General features: G+C 26.1%; 27 protein-coding genes. 12 read left to right on the forward strand and 15 right to left on the reverse strand.

What is annotated here, in order from left to right:
- Nucleotides 1-6: 6 nt before the first annotated feature.
- From ACA134_RS08670 to ACA134_RS08695, 6 genes are all read right to left on the reverse strand, one after another.
- Entirely contained in the window at nt 7-1,101 is a 1,095-nt protein-coding gene (locus ACA134_RS08670) for an OBG GTPase family GTP-binding protein (protein WP_409200016.1), read from the reverse strand.
- Between the two features lie 40 nt (nt 1,102-1,141).
- On the reverse strand, nt 1,142-3,856 hold the full coding sequence (locus ACA134_RS08675; RefSeq protein ID WP_409200017.1) for an STT3 domain-containing protein: 2,715 nt from the start codon (nt 3,854-3,856) through the stop codon (nt 1,142-1,144).
- Between the two features lie 159 nt (nt 3,857-4,015).
- Nucleotides 4,016-6,169, reverse strand: coding sequence for a DNA topoisomerase I (gene topA, locus ACA134_RS08680; RefSeq protein ID WP_409200018.1), 2,154 nt, complete (start codon nt 6,167-6,169; stop codon nt 4,016-4,018).
- Between the two features lie 174 nt (nt 6,170-6,343).
- A complete protein-coding gene (locus ACA134_RS08685) occupies nt 6,344-6,496 on the reverse strand; it encodes a hypothetical protein (RefSeq protein WP_409200019.1) in 153 nt (50 codons plus the stop codon).
- Nucleotides 6,497-6,539: 43 nt separating this feature from the next.
- The gene (serB, locus tag ACA134_RS08690) at nt 6,540-8,210 is read right to left on the reverse strand and encodes a phosphoserine phosphatase SerB (protein WP_409200020.1); all 1,671 of its coding nucleotides are present in this window, start codon (nt 8,208-8,210) and stop codon (nt 6,540-6,542) included.
- 12 nt (nt 8,211-8,222) lie between these two features.
- Nucleotides 8,223-8,768 (reverse strand): TATA-box-binding protein, encoded by a 546-nt coding sequence (locus tag ACA134_RS08695; protein WP_409200021.1) that lies wholly within the window; start codon nt 8,766-8,768, stop codon nt 8,223-8,225.
- A 213-nt stretch (nt 8,769-8,981) separates the two neighbouring features.
- Between ACA134_RS08695 and cyaB the strand changes: the two genes are divergently transcribed.
- The 6 genes from cyaB to ACA134_RS08725 all read left to right on the forward strand — a co-directional run bounded on the left by cyaB (nt 8,982) and on the right by ACA134_RS08725 (nt 13,955).
- Nucleotides 8,982-9,524 (forward strand): class IV adenylate cyclase, encoded by a 543-nt coding sequence (gene cyaB / locus ACA134_RS08700; protein ID WP_409200022.1) that lies wholly within the window; start codon nt 8,982-8,984, stop codon nt 9,522-9,524.
- A 155-nt stretch (nt 9,525-9,679) separates the two neighbouring features.
- Nucleotides 9,680-10,855, forward strand: a complete 1,176-nt coding sequence (locus ACA134_RS08705; protein WP_409200023.1) for a homocitrate synthase family protein — start codon at nt 9,680-9,682, stop codon at nt 10,853-10,855.
- Nucleotides 10,856-10,861: 6 nt separating this feature from the next.
- A complete protein-coding gene (hacA, locus tag ACA134_RS08710) occupies nt 10,862-12,118 on the forward strand; it encodes a homoaconitase large subunit (RefSeq protein ID WP_409200024.1) in 1,257 nt (418 codons plus the stop codon).
- A 4-nt stretch (nt 12,119-12,122) separates the two neighbouring features.
- A complete protein-coding gene (locus ACA134_RS08715; RefSeq protein WP_409200025.1) occupies nt 12,123-12,686 on the forward strand; it encodes a chorismate lyase in 564 nt (187 codons plus the stop codon).
- 11 nt (nt 12,687-12,697) lie between these two features.
- Entirely contained in the window at nt 12,698-13,681 is a 984-nt protein-coding gene (fen, locus tag ACA134_RS08720; protein ID WP_409200026.1) for a flap endonuclease-1, read from the forward strand.
- Nucleotides 13,682-13,703: 22 nt separating this feature from the next.
- On the forward strand, nt 13,704-13,955 hold the full coding sequence (locus ACA134_RS08725) for a DUF5654 family protein (RefSeq protein WP_409200027.1): 252 nt from the start codon (nt 13,704-13,706) through the stop codon (nt 13,953-13,955).
- On the opposite strand, the gene ACA134_RS08730 is transcribed toward ACA134_RS08725, so the two are convergent.
- Both ACA134_RS08730 and ahcY read right to left on the reverse strand, forming a co-directional pair.
- On the reverse strand, nt 13,956-14,588 hold the full coding sequence (locus ACA134_RS08730; RefSeq protein WP_409200028.1) for a DUF2119 domain-containing protein: 633 nt from the start codon (nt 14,586-14,588) through the stop codon (nt 13,956-13,958). It lies immediately after the preceding gene.
- Between the two features lie 13 nt (nt 14,589-14,601).
- On the reverse strand, nt 14,602-15,852 hold the full coding sequence (ahcY, locus tag ACA134_RS08735; protein ID WP_409200029.1) for an adenosylhomocysteinase: 1,251 nt from the start codon (nt 15,850-15,852) through the stop codon (nt 14,602-14,604).
- A 985-nt stretch (nt 15,853-16,837) separates the two neighbouring features.
- Here ahcY and dcm point away from each other — a divergent pair.
- Complete coding sequence (gene dcm / locus ACA134_RS08740) at nt 16,838-18,091, forward strand: DNA (cytosine-5-)-methyltransferase (RefSeq protein ID WP_409200030.1); 1,254 nt, start codon at nt 16,838-16,840, stop codon at nt 18,089-18,091.
- Nucleotides 18,092-18,094: 3 nt separating this feature from the next.
- Here the strand turns inward: dcm and ACA134_RS08745 are convergent, their stop codons facing one another.
- Nucleotides 18,095-18,757 (reverse strand): MutH/Sau3AI family endonuclease, encoded by a 663-nt coding sequence (locus ACA134_RS08745; RefSeq protein WP_409200031.1) that lies wholly within the window; start codon nt 18,755-18,757, stop codon nt 18,095-18,097.
- A gap of 111 nt (nt 18,758-18,868) precedes the next feature.
- Between ACA134_RS08745 and ACA134_RS08750 the strand changes: the two genes are divergently transcribed.
- The 4 genes from ACA134_RS08750 to ACA134_RS08765 are packed head-to-tail and all read left to right on the forward strand — an operon-like array spanning nt 18,869 to nt 21,488.
- Complete coding sequence (locus ACA134_RS08750; protein WP_409200032.1) at nt 18,869-19,048, forward strand: hypothetical protein; 180 nt, start codon at nt 18,869-18,871, stop codon at nt 19,046-19,048.
- Between the two features lie 57 nt (nt 19,049-19,105).
- A complete protein-coding gene (locus tag ACA134_RS08755; RefSeq protein WP_409200033.1) occupies nt 19,106-20,140 on the forward strand; it encodes a hypothetical protein in 1,035 nt (344 codons plus the stop codon).
- A 35-nt stretch (nt 20,141-20,175) separates the two neighbouring features.
- Entirely contained in the window at nt 20,176-20,766 is a 591-nt protein-coding gene (locus ACA134_RS08760; protein WP_409200034.1) for a hypothetical protein, read from the forward strand.
- A 5-nt stretch (nt 20,767-20,771) separates the two neighbouring features.
- A complete protein-coding gene (locus tag ACA134_RS08765; protein ID WP_409200035.1) occupies nt 20,772-21,488 on the forward strand; it encodes a hypothetical protein in 717 nt (238 codons plus the stop codon).
- 177 nt (nt 21,489-21,665) lie between these two features.
- Here the strand turns inward: ACA134_RS08765 and ACA134_RS08770 are convergent, their stop codons facing one another.
- The 5 genes from ACA134_RS08770 to ACA134_RS08790 all read right to left on the reverse strand — a co-directional run bounded on the left by ACA134_RS08770 (nt 21,666) and on the right by ACA134_RS08790 (nt 25,285).
- Nucleotides 21,666-22,226, reverse strand: a complete 561-nt coding sequence (locus ACA134_RS08770; protein ID WP_409200036.1) for a tyrosine-type recombinase/integrase — start codon at nt 22,224-22,226, stop codon at nt 21,666-21,668.
- Between the two features lie 163 nt (nt 22,227-22,389).
- Nucleotides 22,390-22,572 (reverse strand): hypothetical protein, encoded by a 183-nt coding sequence (locus ACA134_RS08775; protein WP_409200037.1) that lies wholly within the window; start codon nt 22,570-22,572, stop codon nt 22,390-22,392.
- 1,087 nt (nt 22,573-23,659) lie between these two features.
- Nucleotides 23,660-24,133 (reverse strand): hypothetical protein, encoded by a 474-nt coding sequence (locus ACA134_RS08780; protein ID WP_409200038.1) that lies wholly within the window; start codon nt 24,131-24,133, stop codon nt 23,660-23,662.
- Between the two features lie 375 nt (nt 24,134-24,508).
- Nucleotides 24,509-24,871 (reverse strand): hypothetical protein, encoded by a 363-nt coding sequence (locus tag ACA134_RS08785; protein WP_409200039.1) that lies wholly within the window; start codon nt 24,869-24,871, stop codon nt 24,509-24,511.
- Nucleotides 24,872-24,892: 21 nt separating this feature from the next.
- Nucleotides 24,893-25,285 carry a hypothetical protein gene (locus ACA134_RS08790; RefSeq protein ID WP_409200040.1) on the reverse strand — a complete coding sequence of 131 codons (393 nt, stop codon included), beginning with the start codon at nt 25,283-25,285 and terminating at the stop codon, nt 24,893-24,895.
- Nucleotides 25,286-25,416: 131 nt separating this feature from the next.
- Between ACA134_RS08790 and ACA134_RS08795 the strand changes: the two genes are divergently transcribed.
- Complete coding sequence (locus ACA134_RS08795; RefSeq protein WP_409200041.1) at nt 25,417-25,707, forward strand: winged helix-turn-helix domain-containing protein; 291 nt, start codon at nt 25,417-25,419, stop codon at nt 25,705-25,707.
- 215 nt (nt 25,708-25,922) lie between these two features.
- Here the strand turns inward: ACA134_RS08795 and ACA134_RS08800 are convergent, their stop codons facing one another.
- Nucleotides 25,923-26,666 (reverse strand): hypothetical protein, encoded by a 744-nt coding sequence (locus ACA134_RS08800; protein WP_409200042.1) that lies wholly within the window; start codon nt 26,664-26,666, stop codon nt 25,923-25,925.
- Between the last annotated feature and the right edge of the window lie 22 nt (nt 26,667-26,688).

Below are 26,688 nucleotides of genomic sequence, written 5' to 3' on the forward strand. Positions count from 1 at the left end.
TTTTTATTATTTTTTAAGAATAATTCTTAAAACATCTTCATCATCGAGAACATGATCTGGTCCTACTTTTTGACCTGGAAACTTAACAGAACTTCCCCAAATTTTTGCATGGCGGAAATTTTTAACAAATTCTCTATGTAATTTTCCACAAGCATCAATGACAGTAGATCCTTTTTTTAATACTAATGGATCTTCCATATCAGCTTTCCTACCTTGAGGTTTTAAATATATTCTAATTAAATTTAAATTCTCAAATATTTGTTCTTTTAAAAAATCAATATTTAAATCTTTACCTGCAGATATAGGTATAAAATCAGGAATTGTTTTTTTAATTTCATTTAAATATGTTTCATCTACAAGATCCACTTTATTTAAAAGAATTATCATAGGTACATATGATTTATTTCTATCAAGAACATCAATAAATTGATCCATAGTAACATCATCTCTAAAAAGAATATCTGCATTATGCATACCATATTCATTTATAATGGATCTGATAGTTTTCTCATCTAAATGAGTTAAAGGTACAGTTGATGATACATGTACTCCTCCTAATTTTTTAGGATTAACTGTAACATCTGGCTTTTTCTCATTAGGACGAATTCCTATGTTTTTAAGTTCTTTTAAAATAACATCCAAATGTTGAGGATTAAATGCATCTAATACAACTACTATTAAATCTGAAGTTCTAGCAACAGATAAAATTTCTTTACCTCTACCTTTTCCTCCAGATGCTCCAGTAATAATACCTGGAATATCAAATATTTGAATTTTAGCATTTCTATATTCCATAATACCTGGAATAATATCTAAAGTGGTAAATTGATAAGACCCTACTTTACTTTCTGCATTAGTAATTCTATTTAATAAAGTAGATTTACCTACAGATGGAAATCCAACTAAAACAGCAGTAGCATCTCCTGTTTTTTTAACATGAAACCCCTTACCCTTAGTACCAGAGCTACTTCTTTGAATAGCTTCTTCTTTAAGTTTTGAAATTTTAGCTTTTAACTTCCCAATATGATGAGAAGTGTTTTTGTTGTAAGGTGTTTTTTGAATTTCATCTTCAATAGACTGTATTTTTTCCTCTATACCCATAAAAAAAATCCCATAATAAAAAAATAATTTAAAAAAAAAATTAAGTTGTAGCATTAGTAGTGGTTGAACTACTTCCTCCACCTGCTACCGTGTTATTAAATTGTACTTCCCACAATGAAACTCCTGTATCCATATGTACATTTTTGAAAACAGTTTGATTAGATCCACCTAATAGATATAATTGAGTAAACATTGAATTTTGAAGTTCATTACTCATTAAAATAGGAGAAACATAATCTTCATTAATCATTAACATTAATGAATAGTTAGCATTATTTGAATTATTAATAGTTTCATTTTTAACTAAATATCCATCTTGAATAACAATTATATTAGAAATGTTAAGTGGATTGTATGGAGTATCATTAATATATATTTGACTACCATTATGAGCATATACCGCTTCAGTATATGCAGTAGTATTATTATCTGCACCTCTATTAACAACAACATTAAATGTAACACCAGAATCTTCTAATATAGGTAATTTATCAGAACTTCCTGGAGCAACCTTAAATTCTTGAGTTGCTATATAATATTGGTAATGTTCAGACTCTTGTTTTTCGAAATCCCAATTTCCAAAGTAACTCCACCAACCTGCTTTTTGAAGCATGTCTGAACTTGCAACAAATGTAGTAGGTCTTGGATTATCAGGATGTGAATATTGAGCAACATCACTAGCTTCTGTCTTAGTTAAACTATACTTATTAACCATAGTATTTATTGCATCTTCTTTAGTTAATGGTAGTACTTCAATTAAAATAGAAGTTGTTAAGCCAGTATCCCCATCAGTGTAATTATTTAATGCTTCGACAGCTCTTCCACCTTCAGTATTCATCATTCTAAATATTCCGGCAGATAGTTCTAAATTATCCGTCGTCATAGCCTGACCTAGCCAAAATGCACGTTCTCCTGACTGAGAACCTCCATCGAAAGTAGTTTGTCTATCTGCAGCTATTTCAAATAAATAACCGAAATCCCACCAAGATGTGATAACAGTGTCGTTAGCTTGATTTTCATCAATCCATTCCATAGAATTCCACATTGCATCACTAGTACCTGGAACAACTGAATAAGCAGTTTGATAAGCACCACAAATTGTTGGTGATACTAATGCAAGACATACTGCAATAACAATAACATATTTCTTTAAAGGAACATTATTAAATGAAAATTCCTTATCTTTAACTCCATAAATCAACAATCCCACAATACCAATAATAGCTATAATTAATATAATACCTAATGTCCTGTTAATTTGCATTAAAGGATATCCAGCTAAAAATCCGGTTAGAACGGATATAACCATTAACCAGTTGTTATTATTTTGCTTATATTTAATATAATCAGTACAATAACCTACAAATATTCCTGCAAGTAATGAAAATGGTAATACTAAAGTGGTAATAAATCTTGAACCTTGAGTAACTGCTACAATACAAACAAGAGTCCATACAAAGAATAAAGTTCCATACATTAAACTTAATCTTTTAGCTTCATCACTATCATGCCCTTTTAAGAAAATATCGTCACCAAATGGTAATTTGAACTTTTTATCATCATCTAATTTTTTAGCTGATGATTGTCTTTCTGATTTTGGAGGTTTTTTACTACTATCATATTCAATTTTATTTTTTCCGAGTTTCCAAACTTTTGTTGCAAAAACATATAATACAATTAATGCAGCAAATAAAATAGATATTCCACCAATACCATTAATAACACCATTAGTATTAGTTAAAAATGCTCCACCCATTCCTCCTGAAACTAAAACAGGAATTTGCATCTCTGCAACAGAAACAAGTACATTTGGAAATGCTGTAGCAGATCCTGCAACATCTTGTAATGAAAGTAACCCAAATAAACGTTGGAAAATATTAAATATTGCATCAATTCCCTGAAATGCTGATAAACTTATTACACCAAAAACAAGTACTAAACCAATTGATAAGAATTCTTTTTGATGTAATATTCCTTTTAATCTCTCAACTATAGTTTTTGATTGAGAATTGCGATTTAAAAACAATAATAAAATTGCATAAACAACTACAAATGCCCCCATTACTGCTATATAAAAGATATAACCTGTCCAGGAAATAGAAAATATTCCAATAGAGATAACTGATAAAATTGCAAATACAATTTTATGAATCAAATTTTTCGACCGCATACTCTCCATAAAGAACAATATGAAGAATAATGGGAATATGAAATAAAACATATCTGTATCAAAAAATCCTGGGAAAGTATGTGCAAAGTAATTTGGAGCAAGACATATAAGTAATGATGCTACAATAGCACCATAATCATTAGTAACTCTTCTAGCAAAAATATAAGCTGGAATTACTGCAAGACAAGAAATAAATGCTCCAGTCCAAAATGCCACTTCTTTTACTGAAAATGATCCAAACATATTTACAAAATCATGTAACCACGATGTAATATATGTAATTCCAAGTTCGTAAGTTAGTTCAACTCCATCAGGAGCTACACGATGCATATCCATTTCCGTCCCATTTATAAAAGTATCACCAGGGTATCCATGATCAACATAGTTTTCTGTAAGTCTTAAGTTATAATATGAATCCATTTCACTGAAATAAGGAAGTCCGCTAGAATCAACATACTGTGCTCTGATATCTGTAGGCAGCGCATTAAGATCAGCTGCAGGAGCCCTTAATGCGAAAACTGCACCTAAAATTAACAGTACAATAACTGCCGATTTAAGTATATCTAAAATTATTTTTTTATTCATAAAATCCTCTGTATATAATTAATTTATTTTTAAATAAAATATTATTATAATAATTAAATAATTTTAAAATTAAAAAGTTTAAAATTATTTTAAAATAAAAATTAAATTTTTATTAAAAGATATGTTTGTATTTTTATCTTATTAAATATTTATGATTATTTAACTTTCTTTATTTAAATTTTTAAGATCTTCTAAAGAAGATGTGAATCTGCATTTAGGAAAGCCTTTACATCCTACAAAATCACCATAACGCCCTGAACGTTTAATTAAATCATTTCCACATTCTGGACATTTACCAACAATTTCAGGTTCCACTCTTTTGACATTCTCTTTGCCGCAATTAGAATCTAAACATGCTTGTTGGCGAGGTTTTCCAAAAGATATCATAGGAAGGCCACATCTTTCACATTTCTTTTTTAAGAAGTTTGTGCCTTTAGGATAAGAATATATAGTATTACAATCAGGATAATTAGAACATCCTACAAAATAGCTTTTATTTTTAGGAGAATATTTTATAGATAAATCTCCACCACATGCACATTTTCCAACAATTCTGCTTTCTTCATATGCATCATAAAGTTTAGAACCAATTTCTTTTTCGTTTTTTTCAATATCCCCTAAAATAGAAACAACTTCTTCTTTAGCACCATCAACAACTTTTTCTTTAGTAATTTTATCATTATTGATTCCTTCAATGTCATTTTCAAGATCCCTAGTAAGTTCTTCACTAGTCAAATCTTTACAGTATTCTACTAAAGTATCTGTAATGTTTTCTCCTAATTGATTAACCTCAATTTTCTTTCCAGATATATATTCTCTATCATATAATTTAGCTATAATATCTGCTCTAGTAGCTTTAGTCCCTAATTCTCTTTTTTCAAGTTCTTTTATTAAAGAAGCTTCATTATATCTGGCTGGAGGTTTAGTTTCTTTCTCTTCAGATACTATCTCATCAACTGGTATGACATCACCAACTTTAATATCTGGAAACTCTTCATTATCAATTTTTTTAAATGGATAATGTTCTAACCAACCAATTTCATAAATTCTTCTTCTTTTAAAAGAAAATTTTTCACTAGCTATATCTAATTTTGTATTCATTGATTCGAATTTTGCATCTTCACAGAAAACACTAATAAATCTATAAACAATTAATTCATATATTTTTAATTCATCTTTTCCTAAGCTTTCAGGAACTGTTCCTGTAGGATGAATAGCTGGGTGAGCTGCATCTTCTTTTTTACCTTCATTAGGTTTTAATTTTGAAGGCATCTTAGTAATATGTTTTTTAAACTCACTATTTTTAGAAAGTTTAGCTAAGATTTCCTTAAAGCCTAAACTTTCAGGTAATTTTTGTGATGAAGTTCTTGGATAAGAAGTAAATCCCTCAGTATATAAATTTTGAGCTATTGTTTGAGTTTTTTTAGGAGAAAATCCAAAAACATTATATGCTTCAGATTGTAATCCTCCTAAATTAAAAGGAATTGGAGGTTTTGTGATACTTTTACTTAATTTAATATCATTAACTGTTGCATCTTCATCTTGACATTTATTAAAAATTTCTTCAGCTCTAGCCTTATCAAAAATTTTGCCATCACTGTGATCTGCAACAATATCACCATTTAATAATGCTTTAATAATCCAAAATGGTTCAGGAATGAATTTTTGAATTTCTTTTTCTCTTTCAACCAAAATAGCTAATGTAGGAGTTTGTACTCTTCCTGCAGATAATCTTAAAAACCTTTTTTTAGCTTTACTAACTGATCTCATTAAAGCTTTAGAAATATTAACACCAAATATAAAATCAACAACATGTCTTGCAATACCACTATCTACTTGATGTATATCTAAATCTATTCTATTTTCATATGCTGTAAGAATATCTTGTTTTGTTAAAGTGGAAAATTTCATTCTTGAAACATTTTCTAAAGAATCTTCACCTGCAGCATATTTTAATGCATTATATCCAATTAATGTTCCTTCAATATCGTAATCGCAAGCATGAATAAAAGAATCTGCTCCTTTTGCAAATTTTTTAATAGCTAAAGCATAATCTTTAACATATTTTTTATTTTTATCTAATTCATATAAAGGAGCCCAATGTAAATCAAAAAAAATCTTTTCTTTAGGATTATCTGGAGTTAATGAATATAAATGTCCTACAGCAGATAATATAGTAATTTCTTTATTATCTTCTTCAATTTTCCAATATCCTACTTTTTTATTGTATTTATATTTTTTAGCTTTGCTTGATAAAGCCTGGGCAATTTTCTCTGCAGACTTTGGTTTTTCGCAAATAATAACTTCATGCATAATAACGACCACTTAAAACAAATATGGATTTTTAAAATAATTATAATATACTTTATAAATTAACAAAGATATATAATACTTTCTAAATTTTATAAAATTTAAAAAAAAATTAATGAAAAAAAGTAAATAGATTAAATTTATTCAGATAAAAAATTAAGAATTTATAGATTTTAACTAATAAAATCCATAAGAATTACTACAGCCATCACAAACTGGATATTTATCATAACGATAATAACTATTGTCTTTTGCATTTATATTGAATTTTACTCCACATAAATAACAAACTTCAATTTTTTCATCATTATTATCCTTTGATTCACACATTTTCTAACCTAAAATATGAATTGGAAAATAGTGGAATACTATTTTATCCAATATTGTATTTTTGTAATAATAAAAGTTCTTCAGTAGAAAGTTTTTTACCATTTTTAAATTTATCAAAAATAGCTTCAGCTCTTTCTTTTTCTTCACGATTTTTGTTAGATGGAGAACTAGATTTCTTTTCAGTCCTTCTTCTTTTAGGTCTTTGATTACCAAGTTTTTTATTTATAACATGGATTTCACTAAGAACAACTTTAAAGTCTTCATGTTTAGCTGAAGCATTTTTCCTTGCATCGATGAATTTTTTATGTGCATCATCAGCAGCAGTTCTTATTTCATCAGTCTTTTTAAAGTATTCTAACATGTTTTCGTGTGCTTTTTGAGCCTTTTCAGAAAGTTCTACTACAACAGCGTGGTGTTCTTCAGATTCAGATTTGAGACCTTGTGCCTCTTCTTTAACATTTTCATCTTCATGAACATCCATTAATTGTTTTCTGAGATCATTAGCATTTTTAACAAGCTGATTTTCTTTTTTGATATCTAAGACACGGGTTTCAATAATCTTATCGATTTTTTTAATTTCATTTTCGATTTTGATTTTGTCCCTTTTACCAGAAGACCATTCTAAATTTTTGATTTTGTTATTAACTTCATTACGTAATTTTTTAGCTTCAACAACTTCTTTGTTGACATCATTACGCTCATTTCTAAATTCAATAGCTTTATTCAAATTTTCTTTTAAAGAATCATTTAATTCATCACGAATTTTACGTTGTTCTTTAGCAACTTGATTAAATTCTTCTCTTTCATCAGCTATTTTAGAAATTAAAGCTTCTCTTTCATCTTTTTGCTGTTTGACACCTTCCATGGTATCAGCAAGATCGAAATCAGGTTCAGGTAATTTATCTTTTTCAGATTTCTTTTCTTCTTTCTTTTCAGATTTAGGAGTTTCTTCAGTCTCTTTAGTTGCTTCTTCAGTAACTTCAGGTTTTTCGACTGTTTCAACTTCAACAACTTCTTCCTCAACAACTTCAGGTTCTTCAGCAGCTTCAGTTTCAACAACTTCAACATTTTCAGTTGAATTTTCTGTTTTCTCACTAATGACAGATACAACATTATTTAAATCATTTTCTTCAATGATAACATCAGCTACTTCTTTCACAGCAGGTTTAGCATTAAATGCAATACCATATTTTACTGCTTCAATCATAGAAATATCATTTGCACCATCACCAACAGCAACAACATTTTCTAATGAAATATCTTTATCTTCAATAAGAGAATTAAGAACATCTAATTTTGTACCATCAACTAATGGGCCTGTAACCTCACCAGTTAATTTATCGTCTTCAACAGTCAATGAATTAGTGAAAATATAATCAACATTAAGTTCATCATTTAATCTATCATTAATAATGTCAAAACTTCCGCTAATAATCCCTACTTCATATCCATCATCTTTCAATGAAGAAATAGCACTTTTAGCGCCTTTCATTAAAGGAAGGTTATCAACTACATTTTTTACATCATCTAATGGAAGATCTTTAAGAAGCTTAACTCTATCTTTAATAGATGTTTCAAAATCAATTTCACCATTCATAGCTTTTTCAGTTATTTCTGAAATTTCATCTTCTACATTTGCAAGCTTTCCAATTTCATCGATTGCTTCACCATTTATAATAACGTTATCTAAGTCAAATACTACAAGTTTAATCAATAATACCACCAATTATATTAAGTCCAACTCATGAAGTCTATCATAAGCTCTTTCTACACCGAGTTTTGCATCTCCGCGTGTTTTTGCTCCAGTACAAACAACTTTACCAGAACCAAATAATAATAAAACGACCTTAGGGTCAGATAATCTATATACTAAACCAGGGAATTGTTCTGGTTCGTATTCAGTATCTTCTAACTCCAATGCCACAATTTCTAAGTTTAATGTGGATTCCAAATTAGCAGAAGCCACAATATTTTGAATTTTAATTTCGAATTCAGTAGGAATATCCTTATCAATAGTTCTCATTAAATCTACTGTTTTTTTAATTGCCAATTTTGAATCTTCAATAGATTTTGCGCCAGTACAAACAAGCTTACCAGAACTAAAAATTAATGCTGCAGTTTTAGGATCTTTAAGTTTAAAAACTAAGCCAGGAAATTGTTCACGATTAAAATCAACACCTTCTAAAGCTTTAGCAACATCAGTAAGGACAATATCTTTACCTATACTAGCAGAAGAGACAATATTTTCAATTTTTATATCGACATCGGTCAATTTAATAAACCTCCAATAAGTTTTTTAAAAAAATAGTAAAATAATTTATAAGAAAATAAGTAAATTTTTACTATAATTAATTTTATTTAAATAGTATATAAACCTATTTATAAGTAAAATGATTTTAATTAAAAAATGTTTATATGAATAATATCTAACTAAAAAATTTTTAAATTTCTGATAAAAAAATAAAATAAAAGGGAAGAATGTTTAATGATTGAAGTAGAGATAAAGGCTAAAATAAATAATGTTGATGAAATCAAATCAAAAATAAATAATTTAAATATAAAAAAATTTAAAGAAGAGCTTCAAGAAGATTTATATTTTCAAAGTCCTATTGTTGATTTTGCTAAGACTGATGAAGCATTAAGAATCAGGAAAACAGTTGAAAACAATATAGCAAATATATTTATAACATATAAAGGTCCTAAAATCGATAGCGAAAGTAAAACACGAGAAGAAATCGAAATGGATATTGAAGATAGTGAAAAAGCATCAAAAATTTTAAAAAGAATTGGATTTACTCCTGTTCGTTGTGTTAAAAAAAGAAGAGAATATTATCAATATGAAGAATGTATTTTGAGTTTAGATTTCGTTGAAGGTTTAGAACCTTACATGGAAATAGAAACTGTTTTAGAAGATGATAGTCAATATAAAAATTCTCAAAAAAAAATATTTGAAATTTTTAAAAAATTAGGAATTGAAGATGGTTTTGAAAGAGATTCATATTTAGAATTATTAGAAAATAAAAAATAAATAAAAAATTAAAAAATAAGGATATTGTTTAAAATAAACAGTCATTTTCTAATTTTTATAGAAAATAAAAAAAGCATTTTAAATTAATAAATAGAAAAAATTTTAATATAATAAGCATAAATAGGTTATTTAATTTAAATTAAAGATGTGTGTAAATGAAATATTTTGTAAGCCCTTATAACAAAGAAACAAAAATTAAGCTTCCAGATAAAATAACAATATATGATACTACTTTAAGAGATGGAGAACAAACACCTGGAGTCTGTTTTAAAAAAGAAGAAAAATTAGAAATAGCTAAAAAATTAGATCAATTTAAAATTCATCAAATTGAAGCAGGATTTCCCATAGTATCTGAACATGAGAGAAAATCAATAAAAAATATTGTAAATGAAAATTTAAATGCTAAAATAATATCTCTTGCAAGATGTAGAAAAGAAGATATTGATGCAGCTATTGAATGTGGTGTAGATGGAGTTATAACATTTTTAGGAACTTCAGATATCCATTTGCAACATAAAATGAATATTTCAAGAGAAGAAGCTATTGATGTAATTACAAGTACTATAGAATATGCAAAAGATCATGGATTATTTGTTGCATTTTCTGCAGAAGATGCTACAAGAACTGATTTAGATTTTTTAAAAAGGATTTACAAACAAGCTGAAAGTTACAAAGTAGATAGAGTTCATATTGCAGATACTGTTGGAGCTATTACTCCACAAGGAATAACTTATTTAATTCAAGAACTTAGAAAAGAAGTTAAAACTGATATAGCTATGCATTGTCATAATGACTTTGGTATGGCAGTAATAAATTCAATATCTGGAGTTATAGCTGGAGGAAATGCTATTTCAACTACTGTAAATGGAATTGGTGAACGTGCAGGTAATGCATCTTTAGAAGAAACCGTAATGGCATTTAAAATTTTATATGGTAAAGATTTAGGATTTAAAACAAAATATATACAAGAATTATCAGAAATGGTTTCAAAATATAGTGAGTTAAAAATTCCGCGCAATAAACCTATTGTAGGTAAAAATGTATTTAGACATGAATCTGGAATCCATGTAGATGCTGTAATTGAAGAACCCCTTACATATGAACCATATATGCCAGAAATTGTAGGTCAAAAAAGACAATTAGTTTTAGGTAAACATTCAGGTTGTAGAGCTGTAAAAGCAAAGTTAGATGAATGTGGATTAGATGTAACTAAAGATAAACTTTGTGAGATTGTTGAAAAGGTTAAAGAACAACGTGAAGAAGGTACATATATTAATGATGATGTTTTTGTTGAGATTGTAAAAAGCATTAACAAAAAAGAAGATGATTAGATACAAATGAATATTACAGAAAAAATATTATCAAATAAAGCAGGTCATGAAGTGACTCCTGGTGAGATAATCGAAATTGAAGTAGATTTAGCTATGTCTCATGATGGAACTTCTCCTCCCACCATAAAAAACTTTGAAAAGATTTCTAAAAATGTTTGGAATCCAGATAAAATAGCTATTGTTTTTGATCATAATGTTCCTGCAAATACTATTGGTTCTGCAGAATTTCAAAAGGTAGCTAGAAATTTTATAAAAAATCAAAATATAAAAAATCATTTCATACATGGTGAGGGAATTTGCCATCAAGTATTACCAGAAAATGGATTAGTTGAACCTGGAAAAGTTATTGTAGGTGCTGATTCCCATACTTGTACTTATGGAGCATTTGGGGCATTTTCAACTGGAATGGGTGCAACTGATTTATCAATGGTTTATGCTACAGGTAAAACTTGGTTTATGGTACCAGAAGCATTGAAATTAGAAGTTACAGGTCTTTTAAGTGAACACATTAAAGCTAAAGATATTATTTTACACATAATAGGAAAAATAGGAGCAAATGGTGCAACTTATAAAAGTGCAGAATTTTGTGGAAACATTATAAATAATATTGATATTGAAGGAAGGCAAACTATTTGTAATATGACAATAGAAATGGGTGCTAAAAATGGAATTATAGAACCTAACAGAGAAACATTAGAGTTTATTTCAAATAGAACAAAAAAACCTATTGATTCATTTAATGTATTTAAATCAGATGAAGATTCAGTTTATTCTAAAGAAATTACATTTGATATAACAGATATTGAACAGCAAATAGCTTGTCCAAATGATGTGGATAATGTAAAAGGAATTTCAAAAGTAGAAGGAACTGCAGTTGATCAATGTTTTATTGGATCTTGTACTAATGGTAGACTTTCAGATTTAGAAGATGCTGCTAAAATATTAGATGGTCATAAAATTAATGATGATGTTAGGTTGATTATAGCACCAGCTTCAAAAGAAGTTTATGAAGATGCAATCTCTAAAGGATATATCAAAACATTTTTAGATTCTGGAGCTATTATTTGCAATCCTGGATGCGGTCCTTGTCTTGGAGGGCATATGGGAGTCTTATCAGAAGATGAAGTATGTATCTCAACTACCAATAGAAATTTTAAAGGTAGGATGGGTGATCCAAAATCAAAAATATATTTATCTAATTCTGAAGTAGTAGCATCATCAGCTATTGAAGGAATTATAACAAATCCTGAAAATATTAAGTGAAAATATGGAAAATAACACTAATGAAGCAAACAAAAGATTAATTGAAAAAATTAATGAAGTTGAAAAAAATAGTGCAAATAAGTTTTCTAACACGCAAAAAATATTATTAACAACAGATGGTTCAATAACAGCTATTTTAGATGTTTTAAAAGGAAAGATTGACTTAAAAACTTTAGATCAACATTTTCAAAAATCAAATGAGGAAGTAGCTAAGCTATTAAATATAGATGAAAATGAAGAAGTAAATTATAGAGAAGTTTTAATGCATAAAAATGATTCACCCCTTATTTATGCTATATCATATATTCCTTTAAAAAGACTAAATGAAGATTTTAAGTGTGATTTAATTAGAGCAGATATTCCAATTGGTAGAATATTAAAAAAATATAATATCGAATCAAGGCGAGAAATTAAAAGCATACAAATAGAATCAAGTAATTCTAAATTAGAAAAAATTTTTAATACTGATGCAAATTTATTATCAAGAGAATATACAATTATAAAAGATAATGAAGTATTAATTTGGATTAAAGAAATATTTCCAAGTACTTATTTTAAAGAAAATTAAAGGTGTTCTAATTGGGTGTGAAATTTAAAGATATAATAGAAACTGAAAAAATAAATTTTAAAGATTTAGATAGTAGAATAATAGCTATTGATGCATTTAATATTATTTATCAGTTTTTATCAGGAATAAGACAACAAAATGGTCAACCTTTAATGGATTCTGATGGTAATGTTACTTCTCATTTAAGTGGATTATTATATAGAAATTCATCAATAATAGATAAAGGAATAAAACTTGTTTATGTATTTGATGGTGAAAGTTCTATTCACAAACAAAAAACCATTTTAAAAAGACGAGAAATAAGAAATGAGTCTGAAAAAAAATGGAAAGCAGCATTAGATAGTGGAGATGATGAGGAAGCTAGAAAATATGCAATAAGATCTTCTAAAATGACTCCATATATTATTGAATCTTCTAAAAAATTATTAAATTTAATGGGGATTCCATATGTTCAAGCAAGTGGGGAAGGAGAAGCACAAGCTTCATATATGGTTCAAAAAGGAGATGCTTGGGCTGTTGGTTCTCAAGATTATGATTGTTTATTATTTGGTGCAGATAAAATAGTTAGAAATTTAACTTTAACAAGTAAAATTGGAGATTTAGAACTTCTTAAACTTAAAGATGTATTAAATAAACTTGATCTTACAAGAGAAGATTTAGTTAATATTGCACTACTTGTTGGAACCGATTTTAATGAAGGTAAAAAAGGAATTGGTGCTAAAACTGGATTAAAACTTTTAAAAGATAATAAAATAGATAAAGCTATTGAAGAACTTAATAATGAATCTGATGAAGATTTAGATGAAATTAAAAATATCTTTTTAAATCCAGATGTAAATACTGATTATAAAATCAAATGGAAAAATCCTAATGAAGATGGACTTGTTGAATTTTTATCTAATCAACATGGCTTTTCAAAAGAAAGAGTTGTTAATGCATCTCGAAAATTAAAAAAATTAAATAATTCTCAAAAAAGTTTAGAAGCTTGGTTTTAAATTAAAAATAAAGGTGTTAAATATGGCAGATAATGTAAAAATTCAGATTTTAAAAACAATGGGAACTTTAATGACAACAGCATTTGCACTTGTTGCTGGTTTAGCTTGGAATGAAGCAATTAAATCATTAATTAGTGATTTTATAAAAGCAGGTTCTGCTACAACTGGGTTATTAATCTATGCAATTGTTGTAACTATAATAGCTGTAATTGTTACAATAATTCTTGGAAGAAGTCTTGCAAAAATAGGAATAGATATTGAGGAAGATAAATAATTAAAAGGGTAAAAAATTTTCCCCAAATATCTTTTTTGTATATTTAATAGCTAAATCATATTGAGTATGATATTTATTTCTCATTTTACTATCAAACTCTTTTCTTGAATTTGATAATTTTATTAATTTAAAAAATTCATTATATTTTTGTATAGATTTATCTATATCTATATTTTTATTTAATTTATTAAAACATGGAATTTCTAAAGTTTTACAGACTGTTTCCCTTTTTAAATAATTAATACGGATATATGGAGATACAGAACTTACTAAAACATATTCTCCAATATCTATTAAAGGTGGAATTCCTTCATCATCGAATCTTTTAGGAGAAGTTAATTTTTCAAAGTGTTTTACATCATAACAATGTAATTCTGTATAAAAATCAGGTTGAATCTTTTCTATTAAATGAAGTATTTTTTTACCTATAGCAGAAGTGTAGTATTTTTTATTTAAAGTAGATATATAATCAGATTTATCAAAATTAAAAATATAAATTTGACCTTTAGAAAAATCTTCTTTTTTTAAGTTTTTTAAAAAATAGAAGGAGGTATTACCTTCATTTCCATGAAGACCTCCAATAAATAGTTTTTTAGGTCCTTTTCCATTATTTATATAATGATAATAAGACATTTAAACCGTATTTTTAAGTTCCTTCTTCCCAATTAGCTAAGTAATTAATTTGGAATTCTGATAAGCTATCAATTTCAATTCCTAATGCTTTAAGTTTAAGTCTTGAAACTGTATCATCAATATAATCTGGTGCTTTTTTAACATCAACATCTAAATCATTTTCTAAAATGTATTTAACAGATAATGCTTGAACTGCAAAACTCATATCCATAATTTCTGCAGGGTGTCCTTGACCTCTTTCTGCAGCTAAATTAACAAGTCTTCCATCAGCTAATAAATAGATTTTTCTTCCATCTTTCATATTAAACATTTCAATACTTTCTTTAACTTCTTCAACACTATCAGCTTGACTTTCTAAGTCTTGTCTATTGATTTCTACATTAAAGTGTCCAGAATTAGCTAACATACATCCATCTTTCATATTTTTAAAATCATCACCACTAATAATATTTATATTACCAGTAACTGTAATAATAAGATCTGCATATTTAACAGCTTCACGAGTAGGCATTACTCTGTAACCATCCATTCTAGCTTCAAGTGCTCTAATAGGATTAACTTCAGTTACAATAACATTAGCACCTAAACCTTGTGCTCTTAAAGCTACTCCTCTTCCACACCATCCATATCCACAGACAACAATGGTTTTTCCTGCAATTAACATATTGGTTGTTCCCATTATCGCATCAAAAGTTGATTGACCAGTACCATATCTATTATCAAATAAATATTTAGTATATGCATCATTTACAGCTACAACAGGGAATTTTAAAGCTCCATCTTCATTCATTGCTTGTAATCTATGAACACCAGTAGTAGTCTCTTCACATGCACCTTGAATATTCTTTAAAACATCTGTTCTTTTCTCATGAAGCACCATAATCATGTCTGCACCATCATCAATAATGACATCAGGTTTATGATCTAATACATCATCAATAGCTTCATAATATTCTTCATCAGATTGTTCTCTCCAACCATACATATTCAAACCTAAAGCTGCTCCACCAGCAGTAGCATCATCATGTGTTGAAAGAGGATTACAACCAGTCATAGCTACTTCTGCTCCACCTTCTTGTAAAGTAAGACCTAAATTTATAGTTTTAGGTTCTAAATGTAAACATGATCCAATAGTTATTCCTTCAAATGGTTTTTCTTCTCTGAAAACCTTTTTTATATGTTCTAAAACAGGCATGTGTTTTTGAACCCATTTTATTTTACGAATTCCTTCATCAGCTAAATCCATATTTTTTACATTACTCATTTTTTCACCATAAAATTAATGATATGTTTTTTCATATGTTTAAAAATATCTATCAACTTAAAATAAAACAAAACATTTAAATGATAGGTTAAACTGATATACAATAGTCTGATGCCGGGGTGGCTCAGCTGGTTAGAGCGCACGGCTCATAGGGTTTTAAGCAGTGCTCTGACTAATTCCTGGGATACCGTGAGGCTCTAAATAGAAATCCAACACGTTTTAGTTATCCTTTTAAACAGTTATTTTGTAATATTTATAACCTTTAGAATTGTCTTAACACTTATTTTATGTTTTAAACCCTATTAAATAACTTTACAACATCGTAAACTAGTTACTATCATCAATATAAATCATTTAATTATCATGTTAACAAACAAGTTAATCATTAATTTACAATCACAATTAATAGTATTAAAAATAAGCCATATATAATTTACTGAAATAAATATAAAAATAAATTATAAAATATCAATGTAATCTATTTTTTGTTTAACAACATTCATTTTAGCAGGCAATATTGTCTAAAAAATAGTAATAAAGAAATTTATGCCCGAATTACATGTATTAATCATTTTAAATAAGTTTTTAAAAGATTATAATCCTTTTTAAGAATTTATTTTTTGACACATATTAAAAATGCTTTAAAACTTAAATGATATGATATATAATAATCTGTCAGTATTAATTAAATTATCTTATAACATGAAATTTAATAGTTGTCCTTTTAAAACTATGTAATAAATATAAAATAGATTTTTATTTGTGGCTTCCTATCATAATATTGAATCATACATACTTATGATTTAATGATTAGTTTTAAATAAAGTCTAACATATAATATTATAATCTCATGTACATAAAAATTTTACGATAAATAAATATTATAATTTTATTAAAATGTTTTATTACACATTCAATAATACTTATCATACATTAAGATAAGATATTATTTTAATTATATAGATATAATATATTAGGTGCATTTATGGAAAAAAAAGTTGTTGAGTTATTTGCAGGTGTAGGTGGATTTAGATGTGGCCTAAACCAAGTGAAATTAGAAAATAATCAAGTGATAGAAGAAAATAATTGGGATTTTGTGTGGGCCAATCAATGGGAACCATCAACTAAAACACAACCTGCTTTTGAATGTTACATTGAAAGGTTTGGTGAATCTGAAACACATATTAATGAAGATATTGGAACAATTGATAAGGAAACAATACCTAATCACACATTATTAGTTGGAGGTTTTCCATGTCAAGATTATTCTGTAGCTAGAAGTTTATCTGGAGAACAAGGAATTGAAGGCAAAAAAGGAGTTTTATGGTGGGAAATTGCAGAAGTATTAGAAGTTAAAAGACCTCCATTTGTTTTACTTGAAAATGTTGATAGATTATTACGCTCTCCATCTTCTCAAAGAGGAAGAGATTTTGGTGTTATGCTTAGAACTTTCTTAAATAATGGATATTCTATTGAATGGAGAGTTATTAATGCTGGAGAATATGGATTCCCTCAAAAAAGAAGAAGAGTATTTATTTTTGCATATCATGAAACAACGGATTATTATAAAAAAATGGATAAAAAGTCTCTTCCAGACATAGTTTTTGATGATGGAATATTTGCTAAAGATTTTCCAATCAATACCACTCCTTTAGATAAAGGAAAAACGATAATAACTAAGGATAAATATAAAGATTTAGTTAATATTAGTGATGAATTTGATTTTCACTTTTTTAATTCAGGAATAATGAAAAAAGGAAAAATTTATACTGCTAAAACAGAACCTAAAACAATAACAATATCTCCATTAAAAGATGTTTTAGAAACTAATAAAGTTGATGAAAAATACTTTTTAGATGACGAAAGCTTTGAAAAATGGAAATATCTAAAAGGTTCTAAAAAAATTCCAAGAAAAAAACCAAATGGAGAATGTTATAATTTTTCAGAAGGCTCTATGGCATTTCCAGATAATTTAGATGTTCCTGCAAGAACCATGCTAACTAGTGAAACTTCAGTTAATAGAAGTTCACATGTTGTTAAAGATAATGTTACTGGAAAACTAAGATTACTCACTCCACTTGAAGCTGAAAGAATTAACATGTTTCCTGATAATTGGACCAATATTGAATCAAAAAATATGACTGAAAAAAGAAGATATTTTATGATGGGTAATGCTCTTGTTGTAGGTATTATTAAAAAATTAGGAAAAACAATTGAAAAAATAATTGAAGAAGAATAATATCTAATCTTCATCCCGTTCATTAAAAATTTTCTTTATATATGAATGTTTTAAACTAAAAGCCCTTGGTTTTGCAGGTTCAGAAGAATTAGGTTGTGTTCTTCTAACTTTACTAGTACTAGATTTAGTACAAGCACCTAAAAGTTCAGTGTCCCCTTCTGATATTAAATGTGCATCACCATCAACAACTTTTCCTTTTATTTGCTCAAAATCATTTTTTATAATTTCTAAATCTTTAGACATATCATATAATTGATAATCAGTAATTTCATATTCAGAATAGGGTTTATCTCTTTCATAATGATACCAAATTATGAGAATTTTCTTATTTTTAAATATTAACTTACTAAATTCAAAATCTTCATTAATTATCTCATGATAATCAATCATACTTAAAGAAATTCTCTCTTTAGCTACTTTGCCTTTACTATTTATAGTATATCCTGAAACTTTTAATTCAACACCTAAATTATCAAAATCTGCCTCTGCACGATTATTATTAGGATAACCATAAAAACCAGTTTCAACTATTTCTCCCAAACGCCCTTTATTTTTAGAATTAGCTAGTTTGTTATTAATATCAATATCTTTAAATTTTTTTCCTTTGATATTTTTAGTAAAATCTAACAATTCGTCTATAGAATCAAATCGATTATTGCTAGTCATAAAATCATCATTTTTATACAATTGATATTAGTTTAAATAATTGTAAAAATAGAATATTGTGTACATTAGATACATTAAGTATTAAGTGTACATTATTAGAGAAAAAAGAATATGAAAAATTATACTATTAAAGCTAGGGAACGACAAGGAACCAAATCAATGGATTTGACACTTCCAGTAGATGTAATAAAAAAGTATGATTTGAAATCAGGAGATATTTATAAAATTGAAATTAATGATGAAAATAATGAATTAAAAATTACATACAAATTAGTTTATAAGAATAAATAAACACCCGATACATTAAAAACATATAAATTTTTATACTTATTTACTAAAATTAATATCATGGCATTAGAAAGAGAAAAAGTATTTCTTAACTTTAATAAAATTTATTATATACCTAATTTAAGTGAAAATATTAGTAATGAAATTTTTGACTATCTTTTCTCAAAATATTCTTATAAAAAAAGAAGTACAGATAAAGAAGGAGAATATGAAATTTCTGGGTTTAATGGAAATTTTATAAACTTATCTAAAGAAATTATCAATGAAGAAACACATGATGATGACTCCGAAGTCATAGAAATAGAATATAAAGATTATAATGAAACCATTGAAAAGATTAATTCTGATTTTAAAATAACCACATATACTCATTTAAGTGAAGAAGGAATACCTAGCTATATTGATATTATAGTTATGCAAGAATTAAAAATAGTTTGCGTTGTAGGTCCTGAAGATTATAGTGATAAACCTTATCACTATATTAAAATGTTCTTTGAGGAAAAAAAAATACACCCAAAAGAATTAATTATAGATAAAGATTTTCCTCTTTGGTTAATATGGAAAGGTAATACAAAACAAATATTAAATCCTGGTATTCGAATTAAGAATTTTACTGATATGGCTGTTGCAGGAAGTATTAAAGATACTGCACTACAAATTCCCCAAGAAACCCGCACAAAAGAAAAAAAGAAAACTATGATATCGCTCCCTATTTTATATGGGCTTTTTAATAATCAAAATATTAAAATATTAAAAGGTTATTTTAATATTAACAAAAACAATAAAAATTCAATCTATTTAAAAATTATATTTAAAGAAGAAAAAGATAAATTTAAAGGAAGTATTTATTTTTATGCTATAGGATCATTAAGCAGTAATAAAATATATATTGAGAGATTGAAAATATGTTCATCATTTATTTACTTATTTGGAAAAGTAATTGAAAATTGGGAAAACTCGAATGTATGTGAAAAATTTGTCCCTATCGAATATTTAGATGAATTAGATAAACATATGGATGACCAAATTACATCTACAAAACAAGGGTTTGAAAAAATTAAAAATTCCCATATGGAAAAAAGAGAAAATTGTTAAAAAGAATTAGTAATTTTATATCTCGGTGTTAAAAGATGAATTATTATTATATATACAAATTTGATGATAATATTCAAAAATATTTAGAAACAAACAAAGATAAAAAAAATAAATTATTGAATGAAGAAATAATTTTCACGACTGTTAAATCATCTATAAAAGATTATCACTACAACAATCAATCGATAACAACATTTAAAATAAGTTCTAATGAATACCATAAAAAATCAACAGTTAAAATAAGAATAAAATCAAAATTCTTTTTTATAAGTGCCACAACTGAAGGTCAAAAAAACGAAGTTATAGAAAATTTAATAAAATTTTTTGAAAAAATAGGAAACGTTGAAAATTTTATACCTTCGCCTAAAAAAGAAAAGAAATTAATTTGTGATGCTGAAGAAAAAGAATTAAAGTTTTTTTATGAAAATGATATTGTACACAATGAAAAAATAGCAAATGATTACTGTCAAAACGGAATAATAAATAAAAAATATTCTTTATTTGAAGCAGAATTAATATTTAAAGATAATAATAGTCTTTTATATTATAGAGATGCCATTAATATTGAATCAGATAATGAAGAATTTATTATTCAAAAATTTGAAAATATCATGGGGGACGGATAATTTTGATGTCTCCAAAGCTTTTTTTTTCATTATCAAATAAAGATAAAATTAAATTAATTAAAGAGTTTAAAAAAGATAGTATAATTTTTGTAGTATTTGGTATAATTTGGAGCATATTATACATATTTTTAGATTTATTTACTAATCAATTTTTAGAATTAGTTTCAAATAATATTTTATTCTTAGGAATAGGATTAATTATAATAATAATTATTATACTATACCTATTTTCAAAATGGGTTGATAAAAGTTCCGAATTATTAAAAATTAAATTGAATAACAACTTTTCAACTACCGAAAATCATAAAAGTATAAAAATTAAGAACAGTTCATTATTATTTGATAAGAATACTAATGTTTTATGTAATTTAAAAGTTGAACTAACTGATTACTCCTCTATCATTTTAGAAAACCAAGAATGTTATACATTATACATATCTAAACCAAAATGGTTAAACATAAAACTTCTTGATACTGAAAATATAATCTTTATAAATCATGCTATAAAAGAGAATTTTTTAGTGGTGAAAGAATTTGAAGGAAGAGTTGAAGAATTATATTTTAATTTAAAGTTTGAATTAACTTCAAAAGAATTTAATAATGGAAAAATACTTATTTATTTTGCATATGGAAATAAAAATCAGAAAACTATGGAAAAACATGACCCTTCAAATATGGAAAAAATATTAAAATGTAAAACAACAATTAATTGTAATGAATAATAGATAAATTATAAATGTTCCTAAAAGGAGTCTTATCGGAACAATAATCCAAATTTATCAAAAAATTGTATTTGAAAATGCTTTAAAATCTGTTTTTTTGTTCCCATTACTAAAATTTCTAATTTCGTAGGAACACCATTTTCTAAAAAAAATAATATGAATGAAGTTTTAAAATTATTATTTCATGTCATCTAATAACATTTTATTTACTTCTATTTCTTTAATTTGTAGATATTCGACTGTTTGGTCTAAGCTATTATGAGCATATAAAGATTGTATAATTTCTAAATCGTACCCCGCCAAATAAAGATGTTGGCCCCGTAATCTTCTAAAATCATGTGTATTCAATGTAATATCTTTATTTACTAATTCATCGATGATTTTGTTAGAATTTCTCTCTAAATACATCCTCATATTTCTTTTTAATGCATTAATTTTAATTTTATCTTCAACAAATAAAAAATCTTGTTCCTTATTAGCTATTTGTTTTTTAATATCTTTAACTATGGCATCAGGCAATATTAAAGTAAGTTTAGTTTCTTCCTTCTTTTTAGATAAATCAAATGTTATTTCTTTTTTATCAAAATCAATATCATCTATTCTTAATGAAGCTATTTCTTGACTCCTACGGCCATAAAAATATTGAAATTTATAGAACAAATATTTATTAAAATGTTTCTCATCTTCTTTTATTTTATGTAGAAATAATAAAATCTCTTGTTTATTTAAGTTAATCATATTATCATGTTCTCTTTTAATCAAAATATTTAATAATTATGGAAATATAAAAATGATAAATGTAGTTTGAAGATAAATTATTTGCTTACAGGCTTTGATTTGCTTCAACTACTTTATTTAATAATTTCATCGCCTTATTATTCATATATTAACCTTATAACTATTATATTAATTTAAATTCAATTATTACTTCTAAAATCTCATTTTTTTGTAAAAAATATGTTGAATATACTGTTTCACCATCTTTTAATAAGTTTATATTTCCTATTGATTCATTAACCTCAAAAAGAGGAGTTTTTATATTTCTTTCTTCAATTACTCTTTTAAATTCTTTTACGGCATTCATAAATTAACAACTCCAATGTTTGTTATCAAGGTTATACTTGACAATATTACTATGTTTTTCATCATATATAAATATATTGTCTTAAAATTAGCTTATAACTTTTAAAAACTCTTTATGGGTACAATCAAAATGGCTAATTATATAATTTTTTTAAAAAATCTTTTTAAAGAGTTTAAATTTTTATGAAAATGAATTTTTCCAAAATATACTATTTTTAAAATTTTTTAATATTTTTTCAAGACAAATAAAAATTATACAATTGATTACAAATATTATATTTTTTCTTTGAAATCTATTATTAGAACTTAGTTTTCATTTATTTAGAAACTTTGATATATATGTAGAAACCTATTAAATGAATATATAATAATGAGTGCATTATAGTAAAAAGAAGTTTAATTAAAAAGAAATAATAGATTAAACCTATGATAATACAACATTTATCTGTGATATAATGCTTTTTAATTCAAAAATCTGTTAAGAAATAATTTTAGCAAAAAATGAAATAAATAACAAATACAAAAAAAGATAAATTAAATTATAAAATGGTGTATATATGGCTTTAACTAATGTTACAAAATATGATTATGGCCATATAGATAAAATTAAGTTATTACATCATATTATTATCTAAAAAACATTAAAGTTACAGAATTAAAATCTAAAATTCCATATATTTATTTATTTTACCCTATTCCATTAGTCAAAAAGAATTTTACAATACATGGAACTAGATATCAATCTAAATATAAGTTTAAAGCTGAATTAATCTTAAAAATAAAGATAACATAGCTATCATTACTAATATTAGTAGTATTCTAAATAATATTTATGATTCGGGTATTCCGATAATATAGCTATTTATAATTCTGCAGATGTGAAAAATTTCTATTATTATTTACTTAATTGTATTGTAAGACAAGTTCCTAGTAATCATGTTATTACTGGCTCAGTTAACGAGTTCAAAAAAAAATAGAAGAAATAAGAAATGTGTTGGGGGTACAGGTGATATAAATTCTTTATTTCCTGTTATTAAAATTTAGCTATCAGCCCATTAGCCCCACACTCCCCAAAAAAGTTAATAATATTATACTTCACTAATTTCTGTAGGTTGTACATTAGGAATTATTAATGAATAATCAATATATTTTCTTATTTTAAGACTATCAATAATCATTTTTAAATATTCTAATGTATTCATCGTTATATGTATGAATATGTTTTCATCCTCATATTGATAAATATAATCAGGCTCTAAATCATAAGATATAGGAGAGTTATCTTTAATTATTATATGATTTTTATAAAAAATTGTCTCATATTCATCATTATCTTTTGAATAAATAAATCTATCCACAGCATTAAGAGCTGAATTATTTTTTATTATACACAGACATTTAAAAAGACCCCAAACATTGTTTTTGTCAAAATATTCATAATCTAAAAACAATTGATGTTCAGAAGGTTTGCCTTCATCTACATAATATGCTTCATATTCTGAAGTAATAAAAGAATTTTCATTAATATCTATTTCAAATAATCCAAAATCATAATTTTTCATCTTAATAATATTCACCTCCTTTTTATTTTATAATAAATAAATTTCTACAATATTATATTAGTTTTAAGCATATATAATCCTTGTGGTGGGGTAAAACATACTTTAGTAGGGATAAATGATATATTACCCCCCCCCAAAAAAAACTAATAATATTTGGAGATATACTCCCTGCTAAAATAATAATCTGAAATAGCCAACATTTATTAAGAGACATTACCAAGCAAACACACCAAAACAAAATTAAAACATATAATATAAGTCAAACATTAAAGAAGCTTCAAAATAATAGGATAATACCTCAATATTAGATATTTAAGTAATATTTCAAGATAAAAATGAAAAAAAATATAATGAGTTCAATTTAACAATTCAAACTCAATATTTAGACAAAAACATTTTGTTAAAATAGTATCCTGCCATAAAGAAGATAACAGAAAGTATTATTTCCATAATAATCATTTCAAGTACCGAAAACGGTGTAACTAGATTCAAAAGTCTTGAACCAAAACTAAACAAATCAAGTATTATTACTACTATAGCATATGCAAAGCCTAAAAATGCAGAATTAAATAATAATCCCATCATATCTTCTTGTTTGAAAAGTATTCCACCTATTACAGCCCCAAAACAAATTCCCCAATATCCTGATATTAATTCTTTAAATATTAAAGCAATTACAACACCAACTATTAAAGCTTTCAAGTCTAATAATTTAATAAAGTCATTAGTTTCTTTCATTAAATCCCTCTAGCTATAATATTAAATATTCATTAACTCTACAGTTCCTGAAGGGTTATTAGAAGAAGAACCATCAGTATCTGCACCTTGTTTAATAATTTCCCCATTTTTACCTATGATTTGAACTTTCAAATCTCCATCTGCTGTAGTTTCTGAATTCACTATTGCAATAATAGATTTATCATCAGTTGCATTAACTTTAATCTCTGAATTGCCTGAACCATCTGTATTTGTACTTGATACTAAATCTGAAGAATAAGTCATTCTCCAAGCTCCATCATGTTCTATTTTAATTACAGCTGTATTTTCATCTGCTGAAGCACTATCTCCAGTATCTCCCATGACAAAAAATGCCACTCCTGCAAGTGCCACTATTAAGACAATGACACCTATAATAATTCCCTTGTTCATCATAAACACATCCTTATAATTAATTATAAAATGAGATAAATATATCTCATATTAAGAGATTATCCTTCATAATATATAAAGTATGGCAGAGTTCTGCCATTAATTATAGTCTTTAGTATTCCTTAAATTTAATTATGGACTTGACTAATGTAAGATTAGATAAAGAAGATAAAGAAGTATTAGCTTCAGTATTATTATCTAAAAGACTGCCTCAAGTATTACTAACACTAGCAGAACAGGGCAAATCACCAACACAAATAGCAAAGGAGCTCGATAAACAGCCTACACATATTATAAAATATTGTAAGCTTCTTATGAATAAAAATCTAGTTCAGATAGAAAAAAACGAATCCAAAAATACAGCTATATACTATCTTACTGAAAAAGGTCAGTCCTTTATCCCTATTATACAATTAATCTATTAATATATCGTTGAAATTAAAAAATGGCTTAAAAATAAGCATGTAGAAAAAAAAGCATGCTTTAATTTTCAAAGGGTGGTTGGAGTTTGTGTTTTTGCCGATTTACATATATATTTTTTTAATTTTTCATAGAAAAATTTCTAATACAGGTAGTGAGCTTGTTTATCAAATCCTACAAATAATATCTTACACTATGGGTCGTTGTTAGAGGATGTTTTTTAACTTGTGTTTATTCTACTAAAATATTTTTTTTCATATTCCTTAGGTTCATCTTTAATCAAATAAAAGTTCTCATCAATGCTACTGATAACTTCATATATAGAATCTTTTTCTAAGTAATTTTCGTGTTCTGCAATTATTTCATTATTTTTATTGCTTCTAAGTATATTTCTCTTCATGCATTCATGTATCAAATAAGTAAGACTAACATTTAAACAGGCACAACTTTCATTTAATGATGATGTGCTATTCAGTGTATTTATAATATCTCCATCAGACATACTAATTTGAGAATATTTCTCAATTTCATCTAATGTTAATCTATTGAGTCCAAATTTTCTTTTATTGTAATTCTTGATAAAAGTAATTTTTTTAGCTATTAAACTGGGATTTTCAAAATTGAAAACTTTTTTAAATAGATTTTGTACTGCTAAAGATGAATAAGGATAACTATTTGCGATAATATAAAAATCATCTGCATAAGAATAATTGTTTAACATCAAATTCCAATAAAATTCAAATTCATGAGCATATGGAAGATATGATGGTTGTGTTAAAACTATATTGTTTTGTGTATCATTAGTTTTGCTTGTATATGTCTCAAGAGCAGTTTTGATAATATGGATTGGGAGATTATATTTTATGGCTGTCTTTTCGATTCCATTTTGATAATAATATTCTCTGGCTTTTTCGTTCCTTAATTTCATTGTTTCTCTTTTAGCTATTGTTCTGTGTTTTGTCATTTTATATCATTCCTTTAGCTAT

It is taken from the genome of Methanobrevibacter sp. DSM 116169 (assembly GCF_046197865.1).
In the GTDB taxonomy this organism is placed as follows: domain Archaea; phylum Methanobacteriota; class Methanobacteria; order Methanobacteriales; family Methanobacteriaceae; genus JAHKLT01.